20 protein-coding genes are annotated in these 20,716 nt (G+C 53.2%); 14 read left to right on the top strand and 6 right to left on the bottom strand.

Annotated elements, in window-relative coordinates; all coding sequences use genetic code 11:
- Positions 1-30: 30 nt before the first annotated feature.
- Positions 31-1,170 carry a HupE/UreJ family protein gene (locus AB1F12_RS08815; protein ID WP_368183548.1) on the bottom strand — a complete coding sequence of 380 codons (1,140 nt, stop codon included), beginning with the start codon at positions 1,168-1,170 and terminating at the stop codon, positions 31-33.
- Between AB1F12_RS08815 and AB1F12_RS08810 the strand changes: the two genes are divergently transcribed.
- From AB1F12_RS08810 to AB1F12_RS08795, 4 genes are all read left to right on the top strand, one after another.
- Positions 1,169-1,981 (top strand): DUF4198 domain-containing protein, encoded by an 813-nt coding sequence (locus tag AB1F12_RS08810; RefSeq protein WP_368183547.1) that lies wholly within the window; start codon positions 1,169-1,171, stop codon positions 1,979-1,981. The genes AB1F12_RS08815 and AB1F12_RS08810 overlap by 2 nt on opposite strands.
- Positions 1,978-2,889, top strand: coding sequence for a PfkB family carbohydrate kinase (locus AB1F12_RS08805; RefSeq protein ID WP_368183545.1), 912 nt, complete (start codon positions 1,978-1,980; stop codon positions 2,887-2,889). The genes AB1F12_RS08810 and AB1F12_RS08805 overlap by 4 nt, the downstream gene beginning before the upstream one ends.
- Positions 2,886-3,803 carry a pseudouridine-5'-phosphate glycosidase gene (locus AB1F12_RS08800; RefSeq protein WP_368183543.1) on the top strand — a complete coding sequence of 306 codons (918 nt, stop codon included), beginning with the start codon at positions 2,886-2,888 and terminating at the stop codon, positions 3,801-3,803. Before AB1F12_RS08805 ends, AB1F12_RS08800 begins: the two co-directional genes overlap by 4 nt.
- An 87-nt stretch (positions 3,804-3,890) precedes the next feature.
- Positions 3,891-4,646 carry a DUF502 domain-containing protein gene (locus tag AB1F12_RS08795; RefSeq protein WP_368183541.1) on the top strand — a complete coding sequence of 252 codons (756 nt, stop codon included), beginning with the start codon at positions 3,891-3,893 and terminating at the stop codon, positions 4,644-4,646.
- A 2-nt stretch (positions 4,647-4,648) separates the two neighbouring features.
- Here the strand turns inward: AB1F12_RS08795 and AB1F12_RS08790 are convergent, their stop codons facing one another.
- A complete protein-coding gene (locus AB1F12_RS08790; RefSeq protein ID WP_368183540.1) occupies positions 4,649-5,689 on the bottom strand; it encodes a patatin-like phospholipase family protein in 1,041 nt (346 codons plus the stop codon).
- 116 nt (positions 5,690-5,805) lie between these two features.
- On the opposite strand from AB1F12_RS08790, the gene AB1F12_RS08785 reads away from it, so the two are divergent.
- Positions 5,806-6,045, top strand: a complete 240-nt coding sequence (locus AB1F12_RS08785; protein ID WP_368183539.1) for a hypothetical protein — start codon at positions 5,806-5,808, stop codon at positions 6,043-6,045.
- A 57-nt stretch (positions 6,046-6,102) separates the two neighbouring features.
- Here the strand turns inward: AB1F12_RS08785 and AB1F12_RS08780 are convergent, their stop codons facing one another.
- A complete protein-coding gene (locus AB1F12_RS08780) occupies positions 6,103-6,876 on the bottom strand; it encodes a 3-hydroxybutyrate dehydrogenase (protein ID WP_368183538.1) in 774 nt (257 codons plus the stop codon).
- 731 nt (positions 6,877-7,607) lie between these two features.
- Here AB1F12_RS08780 and AB1F12_RS08775 point away from each other — a divergent pair.
- The gene (locus AB1F12_RS08775) at positions 7,608-9,323 is read left to right on the top strand and encodes an extracellular solute-binding protein (RefSeq protein WP_368188324.1); all 1,716 of its coding nucleotides are present in this window, start codon (positions 7,608-7,610) and stop codon (positions 9,321-9,323) included.
- A 316-nt stretch (positions 9,324-9,639) separates the two neighbouring features.
- Complete coding sequence (locus AB1F12_RS08770; RefSeq protein WP_368183537.1) at positions 9,640-9,867, top strand: hypothetical protein; 228 nt, start codon at positions 9,640-9,642, stop codon at positions 9,865-9,867.
- 37 nt (positions 9,868-9,904) lie between these two features.
- Here AB1F12_RS08770 and AB1F12_RS08765 read toward each other — a convergent pair whose 3' ends face one another.
- Entirely contained in the window at positions 9,905-10,531 is a 627-nt protein-coding gene (locus AB1F12_RS08765) for a helix-turn-helix domain-containing protein (protein WP_368183536.1), read from the bottom strand.
- Positions 10,532-10,596: 65 nt separating this feature from the next.
- Here AB1F12_RS08765 and AB1F12_RS08760 point away from each other — a divergent pair, with 65 nt between their 5' ends.
- The 5 genes from AB1F12_RS08760 to AB1F12_RS08740 are packed head-to-tail and all read left to right on the top strand — an operon-like array spanning position 10,597 to position 14,736.
- Entirely contained in the window at positions 10,597-12,120 is a 1,524-nt protein-coding gene (locus tag AB1F12_RS08760; RefSeq protein ID WP_368183535.1) for a class I adenylate-forming enzyme family protein, read from the top strand.
- Positions 12,107-12,751, top strand: coding sequence for a DsbA family oxidoreductase (locus AB1F12_RS08755; protein WP_368183533.1), 645 nt, complete (start codon positions 12,107-12,109; stop codon positions 12,749-12,751). The genes AB1F12_RS08760 and AB1F12_RS08755 overlap by 14 nt, the downstream gene beginning before the upstream one ends.
- A complete protein-coding gene (locus tag AB1F12_RS08750) occupies positions 12,748-13,083 on the top strand; it encodes a potassium channel family protein (RefSeq protein ID WP_368183532.1) in 336 nt (111 codons plus the stop codon). Before AB1F12_RS08755 ends, AB1F12_RS08750 begins: the two co-directional genes overlap by 4 nt.
- Positions 13,080-13,553, top strand: coding sequence for a metal-dependent hydrolase (locus AB1F12_RS08745; RefSeq protein ID WP_368183531.1), 474 nt, complete (start codon positions 13,080-13,082; stop codon positions 13,551-13,553). Before AB1F12_RS08750 ends, AB1F12_RS08745 begins: the two co-directional genes overlap by 4 nt.
- Complete coding sequence (locus AB1F12_RS08740; RefSeq protein WP_368183529.1) at positions 13,543-14,736, top strand: multidrug effflux MFS transporter; 1,194 nt, start codon at positions 13,543-13,545, stop codon at positions 14,734-14,736. Before AB1F12_RS08745 ends, AB1F12_RS08740 begins: the two co-directional genes overlap by 11 nt.
- 21 nt (positions 14,737-14,757) lie before the next feature.
- On the opposite strand, the gene mfd is transcribed toward AB1F12_RS08740, so the two are convergent.
- Together mfd and AB1F12_RS08730 are read right to left on the bottom strand one after the other, a co-directional pair.
- The gene (mfd, locus tag AB1F12_RS08735) at positions 14,758-18,192 is read right to left on the bottom strand and encodes a transcription-repair coupling factor (protein WP_368183528.1); all 3,435 of its coding nucleotides are present in this window, start codon (positions 18,190-18,192) and stop codon (positions 14,758-14,760) included.
- Between the two features lie 12 nt (positions 18,193-18,204).
- Positions 18,205-18,729, bottom strand: coding sequence for a component of SufBCD complex (locus AB1F12_RS08730; protein ID WP_368183526.1), 525 nt, complete (start codon positions 18,727-18,729; stop codon positions 18,205-18,207).
- A 184-nt stretch (positions 18,730-18,913) separates the two neighbouring features.
- Between AB1F12_RS08730 and hemB the strand changes: the two genes are divergently transcribed.
- On the top strand, positions 18,914-19,912 hold the full coding sequence (gene hemB, locus AB1F12_RS08725; protein ID WP_368183524.1) for a porphobilinogen synthase: 999 nt from the start codon (positions 18,914-18,916) through the stop codon (positions 19,910-19,912).
- Between the two features lie 122 nt (positions 19,913-20,034).
- Positions 20,035-20,592, top strand: coding sequence for a YSC84-related protein (locus AB1F12_RS08720; protein WP_368183523.1), 558 nt, complete (start codon positions 20,035-20,037; stop codon positions 20,590-20,592).
- Positions 20,593-20,716: the final 124 nt, after the last annotated feature.

Here is a 20,716-nt window from a genome sequence, read left to right as displayed (position 1 = left end):
ATCCGAGTGGGCCGGGATGGCAAGCAGAAACTACAGGAAAACCCGTTCGATCACCCAATAAATCCCAATAATCGCGATCCCGATGGATGCGGGCACCGCGATGACGCGGCGATACCATTCTTTGGTGCCAAACCACAGCCCAACCAACAGAAACGCAGCGGCGATGACCGACAATTGACCGATCTCAACACCCACATTGAACCCCAGCAAAGCCGGGATAAAGTTCGGTTCTGGAATGCCAAATTCCCCCAGCACCGATGCAAAACCAAGCCCGTGCAGCAGGCCAAAGACGAAAATAATCGCCGGACGCCAAGGGTTTAGGCGTTGATGGAACACGTTTTCAACGGCGACATAAACGATCGACAAGGCGATGATGGGTTCAACGATATGGCCGGGAATGTTGACAATCCCCAGCGCACCAAGCGCCAGCGTAACCGTGTGGGCGGCCGTAAAGGCAGTGATCTGCCACAGCAATGGACGCAGCGCTGTAGAAAAGAAAAACAGCCCCAACACAAACAGAATATGGTCCAGTCCCAATGGCACGATATGTTCGTAACCCACGGGAATGTAATCTAAAAACGCCTCAAACCCAGTTTGCTGATACCCCCCGGCAATGGCAAAAGGATCCGACAGCGCGCCACCTTCTAAATGGACGCTATATGGGTCTGGCACGCCAATTTGGCGCACAACCAATGTGCCAAACTCTTTGAGCCACCCAACCTGCATTTGATCCGCGCCCGGCGGTACATCCCCAACCAAGGTGAGGGTCGTCGTGCGCCGCCGTTCTGTGTCACCTGCTGGTTCGGTTACAATGTCTGACAAGGCAAGAGTTACCTTTGCGTCGGCTTGCAACACACTGATACCGTTAAGGATTGTATCCTGATCGTCGCGTATTGCTTGCTCTAATTGGGCGGCATCCATCGCGCGAAACTGTTCATATGACGTGCCTTCGGTCACTTCGTCGGTGTCCCTAACCCCATCCAAATCGATGCCAGCCAAGATCGCTTCGACGTCCAATTCCAAACGCATCTCAACTTGCCCGCCGGTCACTTCCACGTCTGCAATCGCTGGGATCACCCCGTGGGCATTCACAACGGGTGCCGACAGACAGATGCTTGACATCGCGGCCCACACAGACACTTTGACTAGGGTCAACAAGGAAAACTTCATGCAACGTCTCGCTTTTGCTTTTACTATGATCGCCACGCCGGTCGCGGTCCCGGTATCTGCCCATGAATTTTGGCTGGAACCAAGCGCCTATCAGATCGATGCAGACGGTAGGGTTCAGGCCGCCATTGTCAACGGTGAGAATTTTGATGGGGTTGAATTATCTTATCTTCCGCAGCAGTTTCAGTTGTTTATGCAGTTTTCAGGGGAACGTGTTGCGCCAGTGATGGGACGTCTGGGCGATCGCCCTGCCCTGAATGTCGACCCACTGGGCGAAGGATTGCAGATCTTTATCTACAAATCCAACGCCGCAACGCTTACCTATCAAACCTTTGAAAAATTTCAAAGATTTGCAGATCACAAAGACTTTGCAGACATTGCTGACCGTCATCAGGAACGTGCCTTGCCTGATGCAGATTTCACAGAGGTTTACACGCGATACGCGAAAACTCTGGTTGCAGCCGGCCACGGGGAAGGTGCAGATCTGAGGACAAATCTGGAAACCGAATTTGTTGCGATTACAAATCCTTATGACCCGGTCTTCATGTCAAACATGAGCGTGCAATTGTGGTATCGGGATCACGTCCGTGCAAATGCACAAGTTGAGGTCTTTGAAAAAGCACCTGATGACAGTGTCAATGTTAGCTTTTACCGCACTGATGGGGATGGCATTGCGCATTTTCCCGTGAAACCGGGATATTCTTACTTGGTTGATGCTGTGGTTTTACGTGAACCCAACGCAAATGTTGTTGCTGAAACGGGCGCAGTCTGGGAAACGCTCTGGGCGTCATTAACTTTTGAGGTTCCCGAATGACAAAATCGCAAAATCAACTGGTTAAGCCTGATATCTTATGTATCGGCTCCGTTTTGTGGGACGTGATTGGCCGTTCGGCCAGCGTTATGCGGGTAGGGTCGGATGTGCCCGGCCGGATTCGTCGTATTCCGGGGGGGGTGGCGATGAACATTGCCATGACCCTGAGCCGGTTTGGGATGCGCCCTGCTTTGCTGACTTCGGTTGGCGTTGATGCCGACGGGCGCGCATTGATGTCAGAGGCAGAACGGCTGGGGATGATCACGGAATATGTCTATCAATCCGAAGATTTGCCTACAGACAATTACATGGCCGTAGAAGGTGCCAATGGGCTGATCGCGGCTATTGCAGATGCGCATTCACTTGAACAAGCTGGTGATAAGATACTGAGACCATTAGAAGATTCCAGATTGGGATCGGCTGAGGCCCCTTTTGAAGGTTTGGTTGCACTTGACGGAAACTTGACCCGTGAATTGCTGTCAGAAATCGGTAAATCCCCCCTGTTTTCAAAGGCTGACCTGCACGTGGCACCTGCCTCTCCAGGCAAAGCAGAGCGCCTGCTGGCTTTGTTGGGGCATCCTTCGGCGACCTTATACGTCAACCTCGAAGAGGCGGGATTGTTGGTGCATTCCAGCTTTGACAATTCAGCCGAAGCCGCGCTGGCCTTGGTTGACCGCGGCGCAGCTCGGGCTTTGGTGACGGATGGCGGAAACTCAGCCTCTGTTGCGGATAAATCAGGAGTGATTACCCAAAAACCACCCGAAGTGCTGGTCACACGGGTGACCGGTGCCGGCGATACCTTTATGGCGGCCCATATTGCGGCGGAAAAAGGTGGCGCGACTGCGTCAGACGCGCTATCGCGCGCTATCCATTCCGCAGCCATCTATGTTTCCGGAGAGACACCACTGTGATCAACATTCAATACGCCCCAGAAGTTGCTGATGCAAAAGAGAAAAACCTACCTATTGTTGCATTGGAAAGCACAATCATCACCCATGGCATGCCCTATCCCCAAAACGTAGAAACCGCTCAACGGGTTGAAGCATGCATTCGTGACAATGGTGCCGTGCCCGCGACGATGGCGGTGATTGAGGGCGTGTTGCATGTTGGTTTAACCGCGCAACAGCTTGAAAAATTGGGCAAAGCAACACAGGTGGCCAAGTTGAGCCGCGCAGATATTGCCGCCTGTATGGCAACTGGCGGCACGGGTGCAACCACAGTAGCTGCGACCATGATTGCCGCCCGTTTGGCCGGTATTAGCGTTTTTGCGACCGGCGGCATCGGCGGGGTGCATCGTGGTGCTGAAACGACTTTTGATATCTCTGCGGATTTGCAGGAACTGGCGCAAACGCCGGTCACAGTTGTCGCCGCCGGGGCAAAGGCGATTTTGGACTTGAACAAAACCTACGAAGTCCTTGAAACTCTTGGTGTTCCAGTGATTGCCTATGGGCAAAACAATTTGCCTGCATTTTGGTCGGTATCCTCTGATTTGGCGGCCCCGCTGCGCATGGACACTGCTGCTGACATCGCAAAAGCGCACATTCTGCATCGTGAAATGGGGCTGCCCGGTGGGCAGTTGATCGCGAACCCAATCCCAGTGGATGCACAGATCCCATCCGAAACACTGGCGCCGATCATCGAACAGGCCTTGGCAGAAGCGGATGCCAAAAACATCTCTGCCAAAGATGTGACGCCATTTTTGCTGGGCCGCATTTATGAACTGACCGAAGGGCGTTCCTTGGCGGCAAATATTGCGTTGGTGTTAAACAATGCCCGATTGGCGGCTGAAATTGCGGTCGAAATGTGCGAACTTGGAAAAAAGTGAGCCATTTCCGCTCATAGCGGCGGAACCCCGTTGCTGTGAGCATCCCCTGCCCTTACATAAGCCACAAATGCTAACATTGGTGGTAAAGTGACAAAACCTGATCCGGATCGTGCCCCTCGTCGCAGGTTTAGTCTGCTTGGTGGATTGAGAAACTCGTTCCTGACGGGGATCGTGGTGATTGCGCCTGTTGGCTTGACCGTTTGGTTGATCTGGACGGTTGTTGGCTGGGTTGATGGGTTTGTGTGGCCCTTTGTGCCCAGTGCATATCACCCTGATGCGATCCTGAACCGGTTGCTGGGTCTAACGGGGGACGATCAGATCCAAGTCAACGTGCGTGGCGTGGGTGTCATCGTCTTTTTGATCTTTACCATCTTTGTCGGCTGGCTGGCCAAAGGGTTTATTGGACGTAGTTTTATCATTTGGGGCGAAGGACTTGTCGGGCGGATGCCTGTTGTGCGTTCCATTTATAATGGCGCGAAACAGCTGGCGCAGACGGTATTTGCCAAAAACGAAGCGAGCTTTGAAAAAGCCTGTTTGATCGAATATCCACGCAAAGGGATTTGGGCGATTGGCTTTATTTCCTCCCCGACCAAAGGCGAAGTTCTAAGCAAAGCCAAAGACACGTCGGATATGTTGTCGATTTTTGTACCGACAACACCAAACCCGACATCTGGATTTTTACTGTTTTTCCCACGCAAAGACGTGATCGAATTAGATATGTCGATCGAAGATGCCGCCAAATTGGTTATTTCCGCTGGACTGGTTTATCCGGGCCAATCCGAAGCGGACACACCCGAAGAAGTCGCCGCCGAAGTCGAAAAGCTGGTCCATCACGAGATGTAAGCCTAGGTTTCGTCGAACATTTCTGCCAAATCCACGCTGCCTTCGCGCCCGATTTTGTCGCCGTGTTTTGACACGAACTGATCTGCCGCCTCAAATCCGGCCTTGCGTAATCGTTCTAGTGTGACCGGGTTTGGCAATATTTTGGTCGCAACACTCAGGTCAGTCATCAATGTGTCATCCGCAATCATGTGTACATTGACGTCCTTCATGCTGCCCCTGGTTAACGACCCGTTTTCGAGCAGGCGTTTTACAAACCGGATCGCCCGCATTTCGCGCAACAGCGATGAATTAAAGCTGATTTCATTGATCCGATTTTGGATATCTTGAGGGGTTTGAGGAATGGCGTGCCGGTAAAGCGGGTTGATGTTGACGATCACAATGTCGTCGGGCAACTCACTGTCAAACAATGGGAAAAGTGCCGGATTGCCTGTGTAACCACCGTCCCAATAAGCTTCGGTTCGGCCGGTTTTGGGATCGTCCAGTTCAACAGCTTGGTACATCGTTGGCAAACAGGCCGAGGCCATAATGACATCCGCTGTGATTTCGGCCCCGGTAAAGACCCGGATTTTGCCGCTGCGCACATTGGTTGCACAGATATGCAGCTGAGGCCCCTTTTCGGCGCAGACATCGTCAAAGTGAAATTTGGACACGATGGGGTCCAATGGATTGCGATAAAACGGGCCATAGGCGTAGGGCGAAAATGCCCGCGACGCCATATCAAACCACATATAGCCGGGGGAATGGTCCAGCGACTTTGTTACGTTTTGCATCGTTGGCATCATGGCGTTGATCCAACCTGAAAACCGGTCATCTGTGATAGCACCCACATCGGACCATAACAGATCAAGCTGTTCTATCGCGGCCTCGCGCGATCCTTTTGCCAGTCCGGATTTGACTGCGGCGCCGTTTAACGCTCCGGCCGAGGTGCCAGATATCGAAGCGATTTCAAGCGATGATTCAAGCAATAAGCGGTGCAAAACACCCCAGGTAAATGCCCCATGCGCACCGCCGCCCTGCAAGGCTAAGTTGTATTTTGTGGACATAATTGCCAGTTTCCTCTGAAAAAACCACGATTTGCGGTCTGAATTTTACGATTTGTTGACGTTATGCATATGCGGGTGGCAGAGTATTGGCACAAATCATTTTTTGGAGATGAGCCATGAAAATTAAAACGATAGCAGCTCTGTCCGCTGCCGGTATTATTGCAACGTCTAGTGTATTTGCAGGCGGGATGTCTGAGCCAGATAGCACAACCCCACCTCCACAGATCATTCCTGTTGATGCGCCCTCTTCTAGCACCAACTTGATCATTCCATTGATCCTGTTGGCGTTGGTCGCAGTCGCCGCCAGTAGTGGCAACGGCGACAGCGATGGCGGCTCGATGTCTTATCCAGAGTGATCTGACAGAATGATCCATAAATGGCCCCGTTTTTAGCGGGGCCTTTTGATTTTAGGATCAGAGCGCAGTCCAGCCGCCATCAACGCTGAGCGTTGTACCAGTGATTTGTGTAGCAGCGTCAGAACATAAAAACACGGCCGTGCCGCCCAGTTGTTCCACGGTTGCAAACTCTTTGGATGGTTGCCGGGTGAGCATCACATCTTTGATGACCTGTTCGCGGGACATGTTATATTCTTTCATCGTGTCGGGGATTTGCGCTTCGACCAATGGCGTCAAAACATAGCCTGGACAGATCGCATTTGCCGTAATCGGTTCTTGCGCGGTTTCCAGTGCGATGGTTTTTGTCATGCCTACGATACCGTGTTTCGCCGCCACATAGGCCGATTTGTAGGGCGACGCCGTCAAACCATGCGCCGATGCAATGTTAATCACCCGTCCCCAACCGGCGGCGCGCATCATTGGCAATGCAGCGGCTGTGGTGTGAAATGCCGAGGTCAGGTTGATCGCAATGATCGCATCCCATTTGTCCTGTGGGAAATCATCGATGGGCGCGACATGCTGAATACCGGCATTGTTGATCAACACATCACAGGCCCCGGCCTGTGCGATTAGATCACGGCATTCCGCGCCTTTGGACATATCCGCCTTGATATAGCGGGCTTTGGTACCCGTTTCGCGGCTAATGTCATCGGCAATGGCGTGATCTTCGTCTCGGTCGGTGAATGAATTTAGAACAACATCCGCGCCAGCGCGTGCCAATTCCCACGCAACTCCAAGTCCGATCCCGGAATTCGAACCGGTGATGATGGCGGTTTTTCCTTGTAGTGACATGAGCATTCTCCTGATTGGTCGGCGGTTTTGATCAACATTGGCGCATCGTCAGATGGGTGCACCAATTTGAGTTACGTAAACGGTTCCCTTTCTTTTAGCGCAGCAGACCCGCATCACAAGTCGATTGACCCCGCCAAAGGCATCCGTAATGCCGCAGCCAATTTGAACCACATTTTACGTAACAGTTTCGATCCACAAATCACCCCAAACGCGGCACCTCAAGGTCAATCAACGAGCACGCGATTCGAGTTCCAACAGACATATCGATTCTTCAATGATGTCAGCATCCAAGCCCCTGCATTGCGAAACGACGGAAATTCAAACCGATGTTTCGTAAGTTTTAGGAATGACGCCTGAGCTGCTTATTTTATTGGGGGCGCATGGTGTGTTTTGCGCGTAGGGCTGAAATGACCGGCCCCCTGAAAAGAAAAAAACGCCAGCACGAAGCTGGCGTTGAAGTTATTGAGGCAGGTTTCATACAGGCAAGAAACCTATCGAGCAGTGAAGTCTTTATAAGCAATCTCACGCCTGCATCCAAGCTAAAAGTTTGAAACTGTCTGTTCACATGTTTAGCGTGAACTTTAATGATTACAGGGAACTGAAGGATTGTCGCCAAAATGAGACCAGTATTTTTCCCCAAACTGTACAACACCCTGCACCGCGGTGTTTTGTCTGTGACCTTGGCCATCGGGGCAACATCCGCCCTGGCCGAGCCGCAACATGGCATAGCTATGTACGGAGAGCCCGCCCTACCACCGGATTTTGTGGCGCTCCCTTATGCGAACCCAGACGCGCCAACGGGGGGATCGCTGGTGATTTCCAACATTGGAAACTTTGACAGCGTCAATCCGTTCATCCGCAAAGGCACCGTGCCATGGCAGATGCGGTTCATGATCGGCGAAACATTGATGGGGCGGTCGCTGGACGAACCGTTCTCTTTGTATGGGATTTTGGCCGAATCGATTGAAACCGGGCCGAATCGCGAATGGGTCGAATTCACTCTGCGCCCAGAGGCAACATTCAGCGATGGCAGCCCCGTCACCATCGAAGACGTGATGTGGTCCTATGAAACGCTCGGGACGGTTGGGCATCCGCGATATGTCGGGTTCTGGAGCAAAATCGAAACCATGGAACAGACCGGTGATCGGTCGATCCGGTTTACCTTTAATGTCGAAGATCGCGAATTGGCCCTATTGGCTGGGATGCGGCCCATTCTGCAAAAAGCCCAATTCGAAGGCGTCGATTTTGCAGAAGAAGGCGATTCAATCATTCCGATCACGTCATCCCCGATGATCGTCGATGATGTCGAATTTGGTCGTTATATCAGTTTCCGTCGCAATCCCGATTATTGGGGCAATGATGTCGTTCCGTTCCGCAATGGGACGTTCAATCTAGACGAAGTGCGGATTGAATATTTCGGGGACGAAACCGCTGCGTTTGAGGCGTTTAAAACCGGTATCGTCAATTCAAACCGTGAATTTAACGTCGCGAAATGGGACAGCCAGTATAATTTCCCGGCGATCCAGTCCGGTGATGTCGAATTGTCGATCCTGCCGCATTCCCGCCCTTCTGGGATCACAGGGTTTGTGATGAACACGCGTCAGGATCAATTTACCGATTGGCGGGTGCGTGATGGGTTGATCCATGCGTTTAACTTTGAGTTCATCAACGAAGCGATGACCGGATCAGCGCAGCCGCGCATCACGTCCTATTACTCAAATTCGCCCCTCGGAATGGAAGAAGGCCCCGCAACAGGTCGCGTGCGTGAATTCCTAGAACCGTTTAGCGATACATTGCTGCCCGGCGCCTTAGAGGGCTACGCCCTGCCCGTTTCGGATGGGTCAGAACGCAATCGTGCAGGCATTGGCACCGCTTTGGCACAATTCGAAGCGGCGGGGTACACCGTTCAAAACGGGGTGATGGCCGATGCGGATGGTACTGCGTTTACCTTTGAAATTTTGCTAAAAACCGGGTCTTCGGAAAACATCGCCATGATCGACATGTATGTTGAAAGCCTGTCGCGACTGGGGATCACGCCGACGGTCGAAATCGTCGATGCGCCCCAATACAAAGAGCGCACCGACGCGTATGACTTTGATATGACCTATTATCGTCGTGGCGTGTCGCTGAGCCCGGGCAATGAACAGGCGTTATATTGGGGCAGCGGATCGGTTGATATTGTCGGTGGGCGCAACTTGGCCGGGGTGCAGGACCCTGCGATTGACGCGATGGTGCAGAACCTTGTGACATCCGAAAGTCAGGATGACTTTGTCGCGGCGGTGCGCGCAATGGATCGTACATTGATGGCCGGGCGTTATGTGATCCCAATTTATCAGTGGAACATCAGCCGGATCGGCCATGCCCGTCAGCTGCATTACCCGGAAACCATGCCAATCTTTGGGGATTGGCCCGGTTGGCAGCCAGATGTTTGGTGGTGGGAAGACTAACGATCAGGCCGCCTTCGGGCGGCCTTTTCTTTGAGGTTCACAGATAGGGATGCGAATCGACGGGCGCATTCCAAATGATTTGCGATCCAGAAACGCGCCAAATGGCGCACAGGTCAGGGCGAAACTTAATAACGTTTCTGCGGGATTTTGCGAAATTTTCCGCCGAAAGTTATTTACACTCAAAATTTACAATATCTATCAGTTGGTTAGGAGGATATGTGTAAACTCCTGTAAACTGCAACATGGTTAACCATTGGTAAGGGCCTATTGCTTACGCATTATAGGTGCAGAGGGACGGAGATCAGGAGGACACGATATGCCTTGGAATGCGGTTACCGCGCAGTGGCACCTATTTGTTGACCAACTATGTGTAGATTTTAGATTTCTAGAGCCAGCGGCGCTGGTGCGGTTTCGCGGGGATCGCCTAAAAATGGTGACGTATTTGGCGGAAACCCATGATCTGACGGAACGCGAAGCCTGTGAAACCTTAAAAATGTGGTTTGAACGCAATGGCCGCACAACATTGGAAACGCAGGCGGCCTGATCAGGGCATTCGGGTCACAGCGGCCCGGTTAGTCACCTTAGTCAACCAATGACGTGACCCATAAAATCATCGCATCTTCGGCGCTGACAGACACGACATTATGGCCCATCGTGGCATCATAATAGGCACTGTCACCGCGTTTCATTTCGATCGGTTCATAAAATTCCGTGTATAGCCGAATATGCCCGGTCAAAACGTATAAAAACTCTTCTCCGTCGTGGCGGACCCAACCGTCAAATTCATCAACATTACGCGCCCGAACATAGGCGCGGTAGGGCAGCATCCGCTTTTTGGTCAGCGATTCCGCCAGCAATTCATGTTCGTATGTTGCCGTCACATGCGCTGCGCCTTCGCCATTTCGGGTGATGGCCATACGACCATTGACCTGTTCCCGCGACGGGGCGGTGAACAATTGCGGCACCGAAATTTCCAGCCCAATGGCCAGCTTCTTAAGCGCTTCGTAGGTTGGTGACATTTGCCCGTTTTCGATCTTGGACAATGTGGACCGCGCTAAACCCGCTTGTGATGCGGCCTGTTCCAACGTCCAATCCCGCGCCTTGCGCAACTCACGTACACGCGCGCCCAAATCCAGAGGTTGGGCAATTTCTGTGCCACCACTTTCGCGGGCAATCCGGATCAGGCTCTTTGGGTCTTTATCACTCATGTCGTTGTTTATGCCTGCGGTTTAGAACGCTTGCAACCAATCCCGTCCATGCTTAGGCAATTCTGATGGTCTCTTTTTGCGCGCCCCACACCACGTTCCCCTGCCCCAGCCCGTTTAATCTGGCGCAATATGTGTTGGCCGCGGGGCAAAAAACACCCGATAAAACCGCATTGATGATCCTAGGGCAAAGCCGTTCTCAAAGCTGGACCTATGCCAAACTGACCCAAGCGGTGTGCGGGATCGCAACAGGATTGCGCGGATTGGGGTTGCAGTCCGGGGACCGCGTGTTGCTGAGATTGGGCAATGACGTTGATTTTCCACTAGCATTTTTAGGTGCAATTGCAGCGGGTTTGGTCCCGGTGCCAACCTCGTCGCAACTCACCAAAGGTGAAATCAATTTGATTGCGGATGATGTTGAACCGGCATTGGTGATTGCGGGGCGTGGTCTTACGCTGCCGGACCATCCGGCGCAGGTCATTGATACGGATCACTTGCACGCCTTTCACAGGCTCCCGCCAAGTGATTTTCAAATGGGGGAGCCCAATCGCCCGGCCTATATTGTGTTTACCTCTGGCACATCTGGCACTCCGCGCGGCGTGATCCATGCGCATCGGGCCATCTGGGCACGTCGTATGATGTTTGAGGGTTGGGAAGGTTTGACCAAAGATGACCGGCTATTGCATGCCGGCGCGTTCAATTGGACCTACACATTGGGCACCGGCCTGTTGGATCCCTGGACACTGGCCGCGACGGCTTTGATCCCTGCCTCTGGGATCGGTATTGATCGCATTGCGGTGCTGTTGAACCGATACAATGCAAGCATTTTTGCAGCTGCCCCAGGGGTTTATCGCAAGCTCCTAAAGTCACCTCATTTAGATGTCGCGCAATTGCGTCATGGGCTTTGTGCGGGGGAAAAACTACCGGAATCCTTACGTCAGAAATGGGAAACCGCAACCCAGACCCCGCTTTTCGAAGCCTTTGGCATGTCGGAATGTTCAACGTTCATTTCTGGCAGTCCAGCCAAACCCGCCCCGCCCAACACGCTTGGCTATCCGCAACAGGGGCGCAACGTGGCGATTGTGAACGCGCAGGGCCCCGTCCCCATGGGTCAGACCGGGATGATCGCCATTGATCGCAATGATCCTGGCGTCATGCTGGGCTATCTAAACGCAGCCCAAGACACGCAAAACCGGTTCCAAGATCAGTGGTTCTTGACCGGAGATGTCGGGTCAATGTCGCAAGATGGGGCAATCACCTATCACGGACGGGATGACGATATGATGAATGCGGGCGGTTATCGTGTGTCCCCAATAGAGGTGGAATCCGCGTTTAACACCCATCCCCATATTCAGGAATGCGCAGCGGTTGAATTGCCGGTTCGGTCTGATGCCAGTGTGATTGGGTTGTTTTATGTCTCGGATCAGGCTCTGGACGAGGCAGACATTAAGGCTTACCTGCAAGAGAGGTTGGCACATTATAAATGTCCACGCCTGATAACGCCCGTGTCGTCCCTGCCTCGCGGAGGGAACAACAAACTTTTGCGCCGCGCCCTGCGGCAAAGCTGGGAGGCCGAAAATGGTCAAACTTGATATTATTTCGGATCCAATTTGCCCTTGGTGTTTTATTGGAAAATTCAATCTGGACAAAGCGTTGGCCACTTTGCCAGAGCATCCTTTCACCATCGAATACCATCCGTTTCAACTAAACCCTGATATGCCCGCTGGCGGCATGGATCGCCGGGACTATCTGGAAACCAAATTCGGCGGCAAAGAAGGGGCCATGCGGGCCTATGCGCCGATTGTTGAGATGGGGGAAAAGCTGGGCATGCCGCTGCATCTGGACAAAATCCAACGCACCCCAAACACGATGGATGCACATCGTTTGATCCATTGGGCGGGGATCGAGCAGAAACAAGTATTTGTTGTTCAACGTCTTTTTGACGCTTATTTCACCGATGGACGGGACATCGGCGATCATGACGTGCTGTCAGATATTGCCGATTCCGTTGACATTGATGCCTCAATGGTGCGCCGGTTGCTGGCGTCTGATGCGGACCGCGACGACATTGCCAAACGTGACCGCCATTCCCGTGAAATGGGCGTTCAATCGGTCCCGACATTTATTGTTGCCAACCAACATGCCGTGCCCGGCGCCCAGACCACCGATATGTGGATTAAGGTGATCAACGATATCATGGAGCAAATCGAGGCCACGACTTGATCCGCGCGATTTTGCGAAACGACGCCGCAATTGTCATCGCCTCAGTTTTGGTTGGGATCATCACCGTGGGCACGGTGTTTTTTCATTTCGTCGAAGGCTGGAGCTGGATTGACAGCTACTTTTTCACCGTGGTGACCTTATCGACGGTTGGATATGGTCAATTGGTGCCCGCCACCGCCATCGGAAAGATCGCAACGACCGTGTTTATTTTTGTTGGGCTGGGTATTTTTGCCGCGGCAATTCAACAGTTTAGTCAGGTGACACTACAGCGCCGCCTTAATGCGCGTCGTAAAATCCGTGAGGCACAGGACAAATCTGAGGATGCGACATGATCACGGCGCATCTGCCATCTGGATATGTGCTGGGAAAATTGTTGCCGGTGTCCAAATGGGGTTTCTATGCAGCCGTTTTGGGCGGAATCCTCCCTGATTTTGATATCATCTGGTTCTATTTCATCGATGACCGCGCCTTTCATCATCATCGATATTGGGTGCATATTCCGGCTTTTTGGGGGATGATCATGACCGTGGTTGTTCCCACGCTATACCTGATGAACCGTGCGTTTCTGACAATTGCATTGTGCTTTTTCGCAGCTATCTATCTGCACCTGATTTTAGATACCTTGTCAGGAGACATCTTGTGGGGCTGGCCATTTTCTGATCAGTTCTTCAAATTCATTTTAGTGCCCGCGCATTACGATCATTGGGTGCTGAATTTCATCTTACATCCTGTGTTTGTTGCCGAGATCGCGATCTGGGTGATCGCAGCTTCTTTGTATATCCGGAGCCGAAATGACCCCTAAACGACTGTCGCAAAGCGAATTTGTAGCGCTGACCGCGATGCTTTTTGCTTCTATTGCGATCTCAATTGATGCGATGTTGCCGGCTTTGTCGATCATCGGTCAGGAAATGTCGCCCACCGATCCCAACCGTGCTGGTTTGGTGATTGGCGTGTTTATTTTTGGAATGGGCATTGGCACGTTATTTGCCGGGCCGTTGTCGGACGCATTGGGACGTAAGCCCGTGATTTTGTGGGCTTTTGGCGGGTACATTCTGGGGGCATTGGTCGCAGGAATGGCGCAATCGTTGGAATTATTACTGTTGGGGCGTTTGGTCCAAGGTCTGGCCGTTGCCGGGCCACGGATTGCGGCGATGGCCATGGTGCGCGATCTTTATTCTGGGGATCGTATGGCGTCGATCATGTCATTTTCGATGATGGTTTTTGGTCTGGTTCCCGCGATTGCCCCATCAATGGGTCAGTTGGTGATGAACGCCTTTGGTTGGCGTTCTATTTTCTACGCATTGGCCCTGTTTGCGACGATCGTCAGTGTTTGGATGTTTGTGCGCCAGCCCGAAACGCATCCCCCAGAATTACGCAAACCCTTGCGCCTTTCACCGTTCAAAGCCGCCCTAAAAGAAGCCTTTGCCAATCGGGTGTTTCGGTATTCGGTGGCCGTTCAGACCATGTTATATGCAGCACTGTTTTCGGTGATCTCAACCATTCAGCCGATCTATGAGCAATCCTATGACATGGGCGAAACATTTCCGCTTTGGTTTGCGGCTATGGCGATCCTTGCCATGCCAGCAAGCCTGATCAACGCCAAAATCGTGGCACGCCTTGGCATGCGCAAAATTGTCAAAACAGCTTTGATTGTTCAGCTGTTTTTGGTCTGCGCTGTGCTGATTATTCAGACGCTGTGGGGGCTGCCGGTTTGGCTGTTCTTTTGCTGGGTGACCACAATCATGCTGTTGGTTGGATTTTCGTTTGGCAACTTGAACGCCCTCGCAATGGAACCATTGGGTCATATTGCAGGCATGGCAGCCAGTATTTCGGGTGCTGTTTCGACGGTGATTTCTGCGATGTTGTCCATTCCGGTTAGCCTGTCATTTGACGGCACACCCCGGACATTGGTGATCGGCGTTTTTGTATATGTCGCAATCGCTTATACGCTGATGCAGCGTTTGGGACCCCGCGAAATCAGCTAGGTTTCGCGGGCCTTTTCTGGCCTATTTGACCTTGGCTTTGGCAGCCAGATCGCGGGCAATGGCAAAGGCCCCTTTGATTTTATCCGCCTCTGATCGCCAATCGCGGCGCACCACGATTTTGTTGTCTTTGACCTTGGCCAGATCCTGTTGGTCATTGATAAATTCAACCAGCCCACGCGGCGAGGCAAATTTGTCATTGTGGAACTGAATGGTCGCGCCTTTGGGGCCCCCGTCCAGTCGGGCAATCCCGGCTTGTTTGCATTTTTCCTTGATGCGAACGATCAACAGCAACGTGTTGACCTCGCGTGGTAATTTCCCGAACCGGTCGATCAATTCTGCGGCAAACCCTTCCAGCTCTACCTTGGTATGTAGGCCCGACAACCGCCGATACAGCCCCAAACGCACATCCAGATCTGGTACATATTTGTCCGGGATCAGCACCGGCACGCCCAGATTGATCTGCGGCGCCCATTGCCCATCATCGGTCAACCCTTCGGCTTCGCCCGATTTGATCTTGGAAATCTGTTCTTCCAACATCGATTGATAAAGCTCATAGCCCACTTCTTTCATCTGGCCGGATTGCTCTTCGCCCAGCAGGTTCCCTGCCCCGCGAATATCCAGATCCTGACTGGCCAGCGTGAATCCAGCGCCCAATGTGTCCAGCGACGACAAGACCCGCAGCCTTTTTTCAGCCGTTTGCGTCAATTTGGTACGCGGTTTTGTGGTCAAATAAGCATAGGCGCGGGTTTTGGACCGCCCCACACGTCCGCGAATTTGGTACAGCTGCGACAGGCCAAACATATCGGCACGGTGCACGATCATCGTGTTGGCGGTCGGAATATCGATGCCCGATTCAATGATTGTCGTGGCCAGCAACACATCAAATTTACCGTCGTAAAACGCGTTCATGCGCGTATCGAGCTCGCCCGCCGCCATTTGGCCATTGGCAGTGATGAAGCTGACCTCGGGCACCTGTTCCTTTAGGAACGCCTCCATTTCCGGCAAATCGGAAATGCGCGGCACCACAAAGAAGCTTTGGCCGCCGCGATAATGTTCGCGCAGCAACGCTTCGCGCAGGGTGACGGTGTCAAATTCGCTGACATAGGTGCGGATCGCCAGACGGTCGATGGGCGGCGTGCCAATGATCGACAGATCGCGCACGCCAGACAGCGACAATTGCAATGTGCGCGGGATTGGCGTCGCGGTCAGCGTCAGCACATGCACATCGGATCGCATCTGTTTCAGGCGTTCTTTGTGTTGCACGCCAAAATGCTGTTCTTCGTCGATGATCAACAGGCCAAGGTTTTGAAAACGTGTGTTTTTTGCCAGCAAGGCATGGGTGCCGATGACGATATCCACCATGCCGCGTGACATGCCGTCGCGGGTTTTGTTGGCGTCTGATGTGGACACAAACCGCGACAAAGGCGCCACATTGATCGGAAAGCCCCGGAACCGTTCGGCAAAGTTCTGATAATGCTGCCGCGCCAGCAAAGTTGTGGGCGCAATGACGGCGACCTGCATGCCCGACATGGCTGCCACGAATGCGGCGCGCAACGCCACCTCGGTTTTGCCAAAGCCCACATCGCCACAAACCAATCGGTCCATCGGACGGCCGGCTTCCATGTCGTTTAACACGTCTTCGATCGCGCTGAGCTGATCGTCGGTTTCCTGATAGGGGAACCGCGTTAAAAACTGTTCCCACATACCATCTGGGGGCGAAATCGCAGGCGCGGTGCGCAATTCCCGTTCGGCGGCCACGCGGATCAGCTTTTCGGCCATTTCGCGAATGCGTTCTTTCAGCTTGGCCTTTTTGGCCTGCCAAGCGCCCCCGCCCAACCGATCCAGCAGACCCACTTCGTTGCCGTATTTCGACAGCAATTCTATGTTTTCAACCGGCAGGTAAAGCTTTGACTTTTCTGCATATTCCAGCAGCAAACATTCATGAGCCGCCCCGGCCGCACTGACCACTTCCATGCCGGTGTAGCGACCAATACCATGATCCACATGCACCACCAGATCACCTGGGCTAAGGGATTGGGCTTCGGTCAGGAAATTGGTGGCGCGGCGTTTCTTTTTGGGCGCGCGGATCAGACGGTCGCCCAGAACATCCTGTTCCGAAATCACCGTCATTTTGGGGGTGGTAAACCCATGTTCCAGCGCCCAAACGACCAGATGCAGACCTGATTTTCCGACCCGCGACATGTCAGACACTTGGATGGTTTCAGCCAGACCTTCGTCTTCGATCAGACCGGACAATCGTTCACGCGCACCTTCGGAATAGGATGCGATTATTACCGGACCTTCGTTCATTTTTTGGCGAATATGATCGGCTAACGCCCCAAAAAGGCTGATGTTTTCCTGTTGACGTTCCGGGCTAAAGTTACGCCCGATGCGTCCGCCTGCGTCAATCACCCCCGGCCCAGATGCCTGTGGCAATGGGTTCAGCGACAAAACGCGCCGCCCTGCAATGGCCGTTTCCCAGGCTGCATCATCCAAATACAACGTCTGCGGAGGGGCCGGTTTGTAAACAGAATCGATGCGCCCTTTGGCCTTCATCGCCTCGGCGCGGGCATCATAGGCATCTGCAACACTGGCCCAGCGGGCATCGCGCGCCGCATCCATTTGATCATCCAAGGTTACCGAAGCATCCGGCAAATAATCAAACAGCGTTTCCAACCGTTCGTGAAACAGGCCCAACCAATGTTCTACACCTTGATGTTTGCGCCCGGCTGACACCGCTTCGTATAATGGGTCATCCGTGCCCGCCGCGCCAAATTCAATCCGGTAATTTTGACGAAACCGGGTGATTGCGGCCTCGTCCAGGATCACCTCGGAAACCGGTGATAGATCCACCACCTTTAGTTTTTCGGTTGTGCGTTGAGTGGCGGCGTCAAACCGGCGCGCGCCATCCAGCACATCGCCAAACAGATCCAGTCGCACCGGGCCGCTGTCACCGGGGGGAAAAATGTCAATGATACCACCGCGCACGGCGTAATCCCCGGGTTCCATCACGGTCGGGCTTTGGGTGAACCCCATCCGAACCAAGAAGTTGCGCAAAGCGGGTTCATCAATGCGACTGCCAACTGTGGCGGTAAAGGCCGCCTCTTTTAGCAATTGGCGTTCAGGCACAAATTGGGTGGCCGCGTTCAGCGTTGTCAGCAGAATAAACTGCGCCGGCATACCATGGGTTAACCCCGCCAGCGTGGCCATGCGCGTGGCAGACACATCCGCATTGGGCGACACGCGATCATAGGGCAGACAATCCCATCCCGGAAACACAACAACCGGCATGTCAGGTGCATGAAACGCCAGCGCAGCACGCATGGCGGCCAGCCGTTTGTCATCCCGTGCCACATGCAAAACCGGCCCGTTGGATTTTTCCACTTCTGCTAAAATCAGAGCGGCATCAAAGCCTTCGGGCGCACCGCCCATTTGAATGTGCTGGGATTTGCTCATCTAAAAGGGACCTTAAAAACCGGGGCCAACGACCATGTTTTGATACATGCCAAACATCGTGGTGATGAAAATCGACGCCATGCCAATCATCTGCGTATAGACCCGGTGGCGCGTCAGTCGTTTGCATAAATCTTCGCCACGGGGATGTTGCAATTCAATCAGCCGAGCGGTGGAAATGCTCAAGAGACCAACAATCGACAATGGGAACAGGATCAGGATCACCGCTTGGGCGAATTCAACGGAATACCAAAAGGCAAGGATGGCCAATGATGTCAGCAGAAACATCACAAATGTCAGCAAAATCAGCCCCGACACCCGCGAAATATAAAGCAATCGTCCCACATTGATCCGCACCATCTCTTCTAGGTCAGTCATGGCCTGATCGCCGTGTTTGCGGGCCCGTCCAACCATGTCAAACGGCACACCCAGTACCCAATGGCTGGTTGTGGACCACACCACGGCAAGGGCGATCCAGAACCAAAGGTTCGAGAAGGACCGCATGTCGATCACTTCGAAGATTGTTTGGGTCAAATTCAAGGGATTGTCCGTTAATTATCGTATCATTTAGGCTGAATTTCTGCCTTGGCGTGACACTAACCTGCGACTGCGGCAATCGCCAGACTGGACGGGCATGAATTTCTCTGGCAGGCACAGAATTGTGACCAGAAAGGCCCGTTTCATAGCCCTGCCCGGTCTCAACACCAGATCGAAAGGCCAAACCATGCGTCCGACCCAAGCTTCTTTTCCGGCAACCCGTTTGCGTCGGTTGCGTTCTAAACCGGGTTTGCGGGCGATGGTGCGTGAAAATGCGCTGTCTCCGGCGGATTTTATCTGGCCGATTTTTGTGATGGCGGGCAAAGATACAGAAACACCCGTGCCGTCCATGCCCGGTGTGGTGCGTCGCACCGTGGACCGGGTGGCGGATGCGGCACGTCAGGCCCATGCGCTGGGAATTCCGGCAATGTGCATTTTCCCATACACGTCCATGGCCAATCGGACCGAGGATTGCGCCGAAGCATGGAACCCAGACAACCTGTCCAACCAAGCGATCCGCGCCATCAAAGAGGCAGTGCCTGATATGATGGTGATGACCGATATTGCGCTGGATCCTTATAACATCAATGGTCACGATGGATTTGTTGAAAACGGACAGATCGTGAATGATCGCACCGTCGAAGCCTTGGTGAAAATGGCCATTGCACAGGCGGATTCGGGCGCGGATATTTTAGGCCCGTCTGACATGATGGATGGCCGTATTAGCGCCATTCGTGAAGCGCTGGAAAGTCATAAACATCAGGATGTTACGATCCTGTCTTATACCGCGAAATATGCCAGCGCGTTTTACGGCCCATTTCGGGATGCCGTGGGGGCCAGCGCGGCGCTGTCGGGCGACAAAAACACCTATCAAATGGATCCCGCCAATTCCGACGAAGCGTTGCGTTTGGTTGAACGGGATCTGCGTGAGGGCGCGGATATGGTCATGGTGAAACCGGGAATGCCCTATCTGGATATCTGCCGACGCGTCAAAGACAGCTTTGGGGTGCCGACTTTTGCCTATCAGGTCAGCGGAGAATACGCGATGTTGCAGGCCGCGGCGCAAAATGGCTGGCTGAATGGGGATCAAGTTATGCTCGAAAGCCTTTTGGCGTTTAAACGTGCGGGCTGTGACGGTGTTTTGACCTATTTTGCCCCGCGTGCTGCCGAAATTTTGAATGGCTGAATGCCGCGCTATCGGCGCGTTTATGCTGACAAGTTTATGCTGACAAGGGGCGACAACCCCCTTATAGTCATGGGCAATCGGGCACAAAGTCCGAACCAAAAGGCATAAAACGAGGCAATTAAATGAGCAGCTTCTCACGACGCAACTTCGCGCTCGGCGCAATGGCAATGTCCGGGCTTGCCGCCTGTGGCAACGGAATCGGCGGCAATGGCGGTCCGATGATCGACGCGCGCGTCGATGAAACCCTGAACTATATGTATACACGTTATCCCGGCACCCGGGATTTGGCGGGTAAATCTGTTGGCATGTTGGTGATGCCCGTCGTTACTGAGGCCGGATTGGGGTTTGGCGGGTCCTTTGGGCGTGGCGCATTGCGTGTCGGCCAGACCAGCGTGGATTACTATTCCGCAGCATCCGCCAGTGCAGGGTTTCAAATTGGGGCGCAGCAATATTCGCATGTGCTGTTCTTTATGACCCAAGACGCGCTGATGGATTTTCGCACCTCTGACGGTTGGGCCGCTGGTGCCAATCTGGAATATGCGCTGAGTGATGCAGGAGAAAGCCTGCGCGCGGAAACAACGACATCACTGGCCCCGGTGATTGCGGTTGTATTTGCACAGGCTGGTTTGCGAGTCGGTGCAACGCTTGAAGGCACAAAATATACGCGTATCATTCCATAAATCACTTGAACATCACGATGTAAGGCCCTGCTTTTGCGGGGCCTTTTGTGTTTTTGGGGCGCTATCTGACGTGAGTTTATGAAATGCAATTTACGACAGAACATGTCGCAAATCGCTATGCGAG

This window comes from Aestuariibius sp. HNIBRBA575 (assembly GCF_040932005.1).
GTDB lineage: Bacteria > Pseudomonadota > Alphaproteobacteria > Rhodobacterales > Rhodobacteraceae > CANLNM01.
This window is presented reverse-complemented; position numbering and strand designations above follow the sequence as displayed.